6 protein-coding genes and 1 pseudogene are annotated in these 7,577 nt (G+C 43.3%); 6 read left to right on the top strand and 1 reads right to left on the bottom strand.

Annotated features, from left to right (window positions below):
- The 6 genes and pseudogenes from ACFSB2_RS16530 to ACFSB2_RS16505 all read left to right on the top strand — a co-directional run.
- Window positions 1-189 (top strand): hypothetical protein (locus tag ACFSB2_RS16530; RefSeq protein WP_377944206.1); only part of this gene is annotated, 189 nt, incomplete at its 5' end.
- Between the two features lie 201 nt (window positions 190-390).
- Window positions 391-1,839 carry an SIR2 family protein gene (locus tag ACFSB2_RS16525; protein WP_377944205.1) on the top strand — a complete coding sequence of 483 codons (1,449 nt, stop codon included), beginning with the start codon at window positions 391-393 and terminating at the stop codon, window positions 1,837-1,839.
- A gap of 25 nt (window positions 1,840-1,864) precedes the next feature.
- Window positions 1,865-2,533 (top strand): TIR domain-containing protein, encoded by a 669-nt coding sequence (locus ACFSB2_RS16520; protein ID WP_377944204.1) that lies wholly within the window; start codon window positions 1,865-1,867, stop codon window positions 2,531-2,533.
- Window positions 2,534-3,219: 686 nt separating this feature from the next.
- The gene (locus ACFSB2_RS16515; protein ID WP_206923068.1) at window positions 3,220-4,446 is read left to right on the top strand and encodes an IS256 family transposase; all 1,227 of its coding nucleotides are present in this window, start codon (window positions 3,220-3,222) and stop codon (window positions 4,444-4,446) included.
- 156 nt (window positions 4,447-4,602) lie between these two features.
- Entirely contained in the window at window positions 4,603-5,370 is a 768-nt protein-coding gene (locus ACFSB2_RS16510; RefSeq protein WP_377944203.1) for a replication-relaxation family protein, read from the top strand.
- 510 nt (window positions 5,371-5,880) lie between these two features.
- Window positions 5,881-6,491 (top strand): annotated as a pseudogene (locus ACFSB2_RS16505) (recombinase family protein).
- A gap of 287 nt (window positions 6,492-6,778) precedes the next feature.
- Here ACFSB2_RS16505 and ACFSB2_RS16500 read toward each other — a convergent pair.
- Entirely contained in the window at window positions 6,779-7,447 is a 669-nt protein-coding gene (locus ACFSB2_RS16500) for an LAGLIDADG family homing endonuclease (protein WP_377944202.1), read from the bottom strand.
- Between the last annotated feature and the right edge of the window lie 130 nt (window positions 7,448-7,577).

Genomic DNA, 7,577 nt, shown 5'->3' with positions numbered 1-7,577 from the left:
AGCGAAGATGTGGTTCTCGACAAACTCATCTTAGCCATACGGGGAGCACCTTTTCAATTATTCACACCAGTTTATGAGGACACAATCGTCGAAATCCGGGATAAGTATTTCGGATACCGAAAGTGCCTCTTATCTAAGACTGGTTTTGGTTCAATGTTCCTGTTGGAATTATTGTCGGGTTGTTTCTAGTAGGTATCATTTGAGTCGGAGTAGCCATTATCACCCTAGAGTGGCAGTTCAGTCAATAAGGCGCCTGTTGCTCTTTTTTGTAAGTAGACACATAGAACAACAACGATTGCATGTTTTCTATGTGGTATTATTTACTTAAAAATTGAGGCTGCTTGATACGGAAATTAAAGCTTGATAGAAATTTTAGGGGATGAGGTTTGATTGAGTACAGAAAAGGAAGTGCTAATAAGGGAATTTTTAAAAGCTCTTCACGAGGATAACGCTGCCATTTTTGCAGGGGCCGGCCTATCGATAGATTCTGGTTACGTCGATTGGAAAACACTGCTTGCGGAAATAGCGGAAGAGCTTCATCTCGACATCAATAAGGAAAATGACCTTATTTCACTTTCGCAATATTTTTGTAATAACAATGGACGTCAGCGATTATCACAATTAATTATTGAGAATTTTTCTGCTGAAGCTCGAATTACAGAGAATCATCGATTACTAGCGAAACTTCCAATAGCCACGTATTGGACAACAAATTATGATCGTCTAATAGAAACTGCCTTAAAAGATGCTGGTAAAAATCCAGATGTTAAGATTAAAAAAGCAGACTTTTCAGTTTTAAAACCAAAACGCGACGCTGTTGTTTATAAAATGCACGGCGACGTCGAGAGCGCAAACGAGACGGTATTAATAAAAGATGAATATGAAATGTTTCACGAGAATAACAAAGTTTTCTCGACGGCACTACAGGGAGATTTATTATCAAAAACGTTTCTCTTTATCGGCTATAGTTTTGAAGACCCTGATTTGGAATATATTTTGAGCCGAATCAGAGTTTTGTTAGGTGATGACGGAAGAAATCATTATTGCTTTTTTAGAAAAATAAACAAAGATAAATACGAAGATGAAGAAAAGTTCCGGTACGACTCAATCAAACAGGAGTTAAAGTGCGCGGATTTAGAACGTCGGTATCGCATCAAGGCCGTTCTGGTTGATGAGTACAGTGAAATTACGGACACATTGAAGGTCATTTACCAGCGCTACAGCATGTCGAAAGTGTTGCTATCGGGCAGCGCTGACGAGTACAAACAGTTTTCGACTGATGAACGAAAGGCTCAGTTATTCATTCACACTCTAAGTCGGCGAATTGTGGAATCGGAATTTAAAATTGCCTCTGGTTTTGGTCTCGGGGTAGGGAGTGCCGTCATTAACGGAGCCTTGGATTATGTCTTTTCAACAAACAAGAGAAATTTGGATAATTATTTGATACTACGACCGTTTCCCCAATTTGCGACGAATGGAGTCGATATACCTCAATTGTGGGACAAGTACCGAAGGAATTTTATCTCAGAAGTAGGATGCGCCATCTTCATATTTGGAAATAAAAGGGATAATGAAGGAACTATCGTTGATGCGGATGGTGTCAAGAAAGAATTTGACATAGCTGTTGAACAAGGAGTTAGGGTTATTCCCATTGGAGCAACTGGGTACATGAGCAAAACTCTGTGGGACGAAGTCGTTCATAATTTTGATACGTATTATCCGGATTTTCCTCAACTTAAGACGGACTTTGAGTTTATTGGAAACGCCGACGAGGACCATGGGCAAATCATTAGCAGAGTCTTGAAGATTATTAACACACTAAAAAAAGGAAGAAATTAAGACGGGTTTGAAAGGGGGGGATTGGGTGGGACGGAAGATTTTTATTTCGTACAAGTATTCTGACGATAGCGTGTACCCTTTGAACAACAAATGGAATACAACAGTAAGAGATTACGTCGATGAGTTACAAGCGAAATTAGAAGAGGACGATCAGATTAATAAAGGGGAGGCTGATGGAGAGGATTTAAGTGATTTTAAGGATGAAACGATTTGGACAAAGCTGAAAGATAAAATTTTCGACAGCAGTATTACCATAGTATTAATTTCAAAAAACATGAAAGACGCCACAAGCGAAAACGATCAGTGGATACCTTGGGAGATTGCCTACTCGCTCAGAGAACAAACGAGAAACAAAAGAACCAGTAAATCAAATGCCGTTTTGGCGGTAGTTCTTCCAGATGAAAACAACAGTTATGAATACTACATAAAGGACAACTCTTGCCCATATTGCAAATGCAGAACATTAAAGACGTATACCTTATTTAAAATTCTGAGAGAGAATATGTTTAATACGAAATCACCTACTTACAGCGATTGCGAAAATCACAATGCTAAAGAGGTATATACTGGAGAATCCTCTTACATCCGTTCCGTAAAATGGACAAACTTTATTAAAAATATTAATAAATACATCCAAATCGCCGTGGACATCAAGGAGAACATTGAAGACTACAACATTTGCAAGGAAGTTTAGGACGCATCCTAATTTAGGTATTATGGACATTCGTTTTAATAGTGACACGGTTCCCAACCTGCATTATTATGTCGATTTATGTATGCCTGCACACTACGTGTAGGCATCTTTTATTGATAGAAGAAAACAAAAAAGCTCTCATTGGAATGTACAGGCTGGCCAAACGTTATGCTTATGGTTTGTTTGTACGTCGTCCGGGATCATTGACGCAGTGTTGGGGTCACGCTTTCTTTTGTGTTGCAGGTTGGCGGGTGAGTAGTGGAACTAAAACGCACACCTCGACTAAATCTTAGTCATTTGAATGGAACCTTAAAGCCCACTGCCTAAGCTGTCTCGGTGAGAGTGGGACCTAAGGTTCCACTTTGTCGTTTGTCTCATTAGAACTTTTGGCACACGGAGGCGTATAGCTGTGACTCAGTGGAACATTTGGTTCCATCCCAGTGTTCTTGATTGGGGCTTTTAATAGCCACTAATCAGGTTAGTGTACGCTTGTGGTGAGTTAGAGTCTTAGGTAGTGGTGTAAATTCCACGGCTAGATCTTGACGAAAAAGCCATCGAGTGCAATCTACTAAAAGGTTAAAGTCTCAAGTAGTGGTGTAAATTCTTCAGGAGGCTGAATCTTGACGAAAAAGCCATCGAGTGCAATCTACTAAAAGTGTGCAGCAATCAGTAGAGGAGGCACTTCGATGGCTTATACGGATAAGATCGCACTTTTGGAGTTAATTCGCAAGATCGGATTAGAAGATGGTGATGTGGATTTCTTGAAAGAAGGGCTGAGGGTTCTCACCCAAGCAGTGATGGAGGCTGAGGTGAGCTCCCTGATTGGCGCTGAGCGATATGAGCGTAGTGAGAAGCGTAGCAACAGCCGTAATGGGTATAGAGAACGAGAATGGGATACCCGTGTCGGAACGATCGATTTGCAGATTCCCAAGCTTCGTAAAGGGAGTTACTTCCCAAGTATCCTAGAACCTCGGCGGAAGGCTGAAAAAGCCCTTCTGTCCGTTGTTCAAGAAGCGTATGTGCATGGTGTGAGCACTCGTAAAGTGGATGAGTTGGTCGAATCTATGGGGATTCAAGGAATCAGCAAAAGCGAAGTGTCTCGAATCTGTAAAGAACTCGACGATGTAGTGCAGGACTTCAAAAACCGCCCGCTGGAGGGGACGTATCCATATCTTTGGCTAGATGCCACTTTCCCGAAAGTGCGAGAAGGCGGACGGGTGCAGAGCATGGCGTTTGTGATTGCCATTGGTGTGCGAAACACCGGTGAGCGTGAAGTATTGGGATTTGACATTGGCACCAGCGAGGACGGCGCGTTTTGGCTCACATTCATCCGCAGTCTGATTGCACGTGGATTGCGTGGCGTACAGTTAGTAATTAGCGACGCGCACGAAGGACTGCGTAGTGCCATTGCTTCTGCGCTGACTGGAGCGACCTGGCAGCGCTGTCGTGTCCACACAATGCGCAATATTCTCAGCCAGGTGCCTAGAGCGTCACAAGCGATGGTCTCATCCATTGTCCGGACCATCTTTGCGCAGCCGACGCAGGAAGCCGCCAAACAGCAATTATCTGTCGTTGTGAAACAACTTCAAGGAAAGTTTCCAAAAGCGATGGGTGTTCTGGAACGTGCAGAGGAAGACGTATTAGCATACATGGGATTCCCGAAGGAGCACTGGAAGCAGATTTGCTCGACAAACCCACTTGAGCGCTTAAATCGTGAACTAAGGCGGCGCTTTGATGTGGTTGGCATATTCCCCAACCGAGAGTCTGTATTGCGCCTTGGAGGATCGATTCTCCAAGAGCAGAACGATGAATGGATAGTTGCAAGGCGCTACTTCAGCCGAGAGTCTATGGCAAAACTCATTGGCACTGATGAACAGCAGTTACTAGCTCCAACGTCAGTTTTGCATAAATAGCTAACACTAGGGGTTGCACTCAATTTACACCACTTGACGGGACACTACCCTTGGTGAACCAGTGATTTTTTTGGCCTGCCGTACAGTCGTTGAACTTGTGAAGGTAATAGCGTTTGCACTCAAGTTTGACGCTGCATAAAGGGAGAGTGGAATCATTTGATTCTCAACTGGGGCAAAGCAAATAACAACTATCGTGCATTTGAGCGAGTCATAGGGGCTCTGTTCGATGCCGGGGGGATTCTATGGCGAGACGATTTAAAAACCTTACTTGGTTTCTCGGAAGATATGATGCGGTATGTGATTTACAGAATCAACCGAATGGAGCCTAAGCTGATTCGGCATATCCGTCTCCCTGATCGGCGGTCAACGTATGCGTATATCCTAACTTCGGAAGGAGTGACCTATGCCAAGGACCTTGTAGGATGGGAAAAAAAGGTCCGAGTCGCGGAGAGCCAAGCATACCACACGCTAGGAATTAACAGTGTTTTGATGCGAATCGTCCGCGAGGTCGGCACAGAAGGGTATGAATGGCATAATACCCGCGAGTCCGGCGAGATTGTGGCTGACTCTATTGCCACCAAACTGGCAGAGGAAGGGCGAGGTCGTGAGAAGTTTAGGTATAATCGCCCAGATGCCATGTTCTCGGTCGGAGGCCGCAAGGTGATGGTCGAGTGGGATCGTGGTAGTGAGTCGGGAAAAATCTTGAAAGATAAGATGAAAGATTACCAATACACGATGATGAAATTGCCTGAGAGCTGGCGAGTGGTGGTGTATGTGACACCAACAGTGGCTCGTCGGAACTTCTTAGCAGCCAAATTTGAAGAGGTAGCAATGACAGCTTATAAGGCTCATTTCTTCGTGGAAGGTGGTGAAACCGCCGGTTTTGTACAAAGAGTAAAACGTGGATTACGGCCTAGCGTTTGACTAGAGACTGTATTAACGTTCGGCCTTCGCTAGTTACTTTGTGTCCCTTGTGGCTGAATCCTCAAGTAGTGAAGTTGGACCCCTTTGGGGTCGAGGTTTTTAATTGAATCTTCCTTAAAACTAAAAGTGTCACGGTGGAGTTGGTGACTTCGGAGCTCAAGATAGTCTGCCGACGTTTCCCTAAAAGAGCCAAGAGCCAAGAGCCAAAGACGAAGCCCACCATATCGGTGGGCTTTAATAATTGGAAGCACCAGCAAGGGCTATACGACACTTAGGTATTAGATAGGAGTTGCAGAGAGGAATACAAAACTAAGACAACGTCTATTAATTCGTAAAAGTATACTTTTACGAATAGATTCTAGACATACGATGAAGCCGCTTTTCACTGTTTCTCCACCAGTATGTAAAAGTATAAAGCAAGCTTTGCGAATATCCGTTTTATGTAACTATATTTACGAACACTTTTGCTGTAATAGTAGCAAGCAAAACCCCAGGAAGGGGCTACGGACAATGGAAATCAGAAAACATGGCTACATTCGAGTGAGCACAAAAGAACAAAATGAGCAGCGGCAAAGGGATGCTATGAAAAGCGTAGGTATCAACGAACGAGACATTTACGCTAGACAAACAAAGCGGTAAGGACTTTAACCGTGAGCAGTACCGGTTGATGAAACACAGTTTACGAGAGGGAGACATACTGTATGCACTCCCTAGATCGGTTTGGCCGCAATAAGGAGGAAATCCTCAACGAATGGAAGGACATTACAAAGACTATTGGCGCTGATATTGTCGTATTGGACATGTCGTAACTGGATACGACACAATACCGCGATAGTTTGGGCAACTTTATCTCTGAACTCGTGCTTCAAATCTTGTCATGGATTGCGCAGGATGTACGTCAGAGAATCCGAACAAGGCAGCGAGAAGGCATTGATTCCGCTCTGCGTAATGGTACAAAGTTTGGACGTCCCAGTGCAAAGATCACAGCATCATTCGTCAAGTCTTACACCGAATGGAAAGCTGGGAACATTACTGCAACGGGAGCCATGCAACAAGCTGGTTTGAAACGAACCACCTTTTACAAACTGGTTAAAGAGTATGAGATAAGCCACATTACATGATGTCCACGGCTGTCCATCGGGGGATCGCCCGGCCGTTGCCTCTGGTGATACGAATAATTATTCAGCGAGTAAAGTCTTTAGAGTAGCCTTCGATTCTTGTGGCAAGAGTCCAATAAAATGACGAAGTCCCATGCTGTACACCAAACACATCGCTAACCTGTCTCGCTCTACACCGTCTGGAGAAAAGGGTATACCATTGTTGCGCTTAGGGTAACGTGCTTTTCAACTTCGAAACATGCGGCTGTAGGGTCTAAAGCTGAAAAGTGTTTCGACCACACTTGCATATATTAAACTAATTCATCCGAATCTAGATAACCGTTCCTTATCGCATACATTTTAACTCGATAAGAAGATAGTCTAACTTTACGATCAATTTCACGTAGACCGACTCCGGCTTTTAGAAGTGAATCAACTTCTTGAAACTTTTTATTGTCTTGCTCTATTTGGGCGTTATTACGTTTCGGACAATAACCTGCGTACATTTCAAGCCAGCACAAGACTAGATATGGTAAGTGTTTCGTTTGTTTGCTGATTTCCTTGACAGTTAGTCCCTCTTTATGTAGATTGACAACCCTTTCGATTTGTTTCTTCCTAGAGATGTATCGTTTCTCTCTTTCGGTCTTGAACTTCTCGTACAATTGAAACTTCCGATCAAGATGAATCGTAGAGTTGCCATATAGGGTCTCAAGAATTCGCAGTGTTTGTTTTCCTCCACCATACGTGCTTTGATACGCCTTGCCTTTTTTGTAAAACGTAATTTTTGGGAGGGCGAGCGTTGATTCAATGCCTCTTAGAAACTCCTGTGTTCCAACAAAATGTATTTCTGCTTTAATACCGTTTTTATGAACATGAAGAGATCCGTCACCGTCAAAGTAACCACGGATAAATGCAGTCTGCAGATTGTGTGGAATATTTGGGAATTTAAGTGTTAGTGATTTCGCTTGAATACAGCCCAACTTGACTAAATCAGTTACAACTTTTCTGCTAGGAGCGTGTCCGAGTATTTCAGCTTAGAATTTCTGTAATTGAGTCCTAATTCCAAAATTCTCATTAATGGTCAATGACATTCCGCACTGGTGTTGTTCT

The organism is Alicyclobacillus fodiniaquatilis, assembly GCF_042678105.1.
Taxonomy (GTDB): Bacteria; Bacillota; Bacilli; order Alicyclobacillales; family Alicyclobacillaceae; genus Alicyclobacillus; species Alicyclobacillus fodiniaquatilis.
Note: the sequence above shows the minus strand (reverse complement) of the source record. Positions and strands in the feature narration are given on the sequence as shown.

Excerpts from the sequence above, each read along its gene's own strand:
- ACFSB2_RS16515 (WP_206923068.1), top strand. The coding sequence starts at position 3,220 with ATGGCTTATACGGATAAGATCGCACTTTTGGAGTTAATTCGCAAGATC.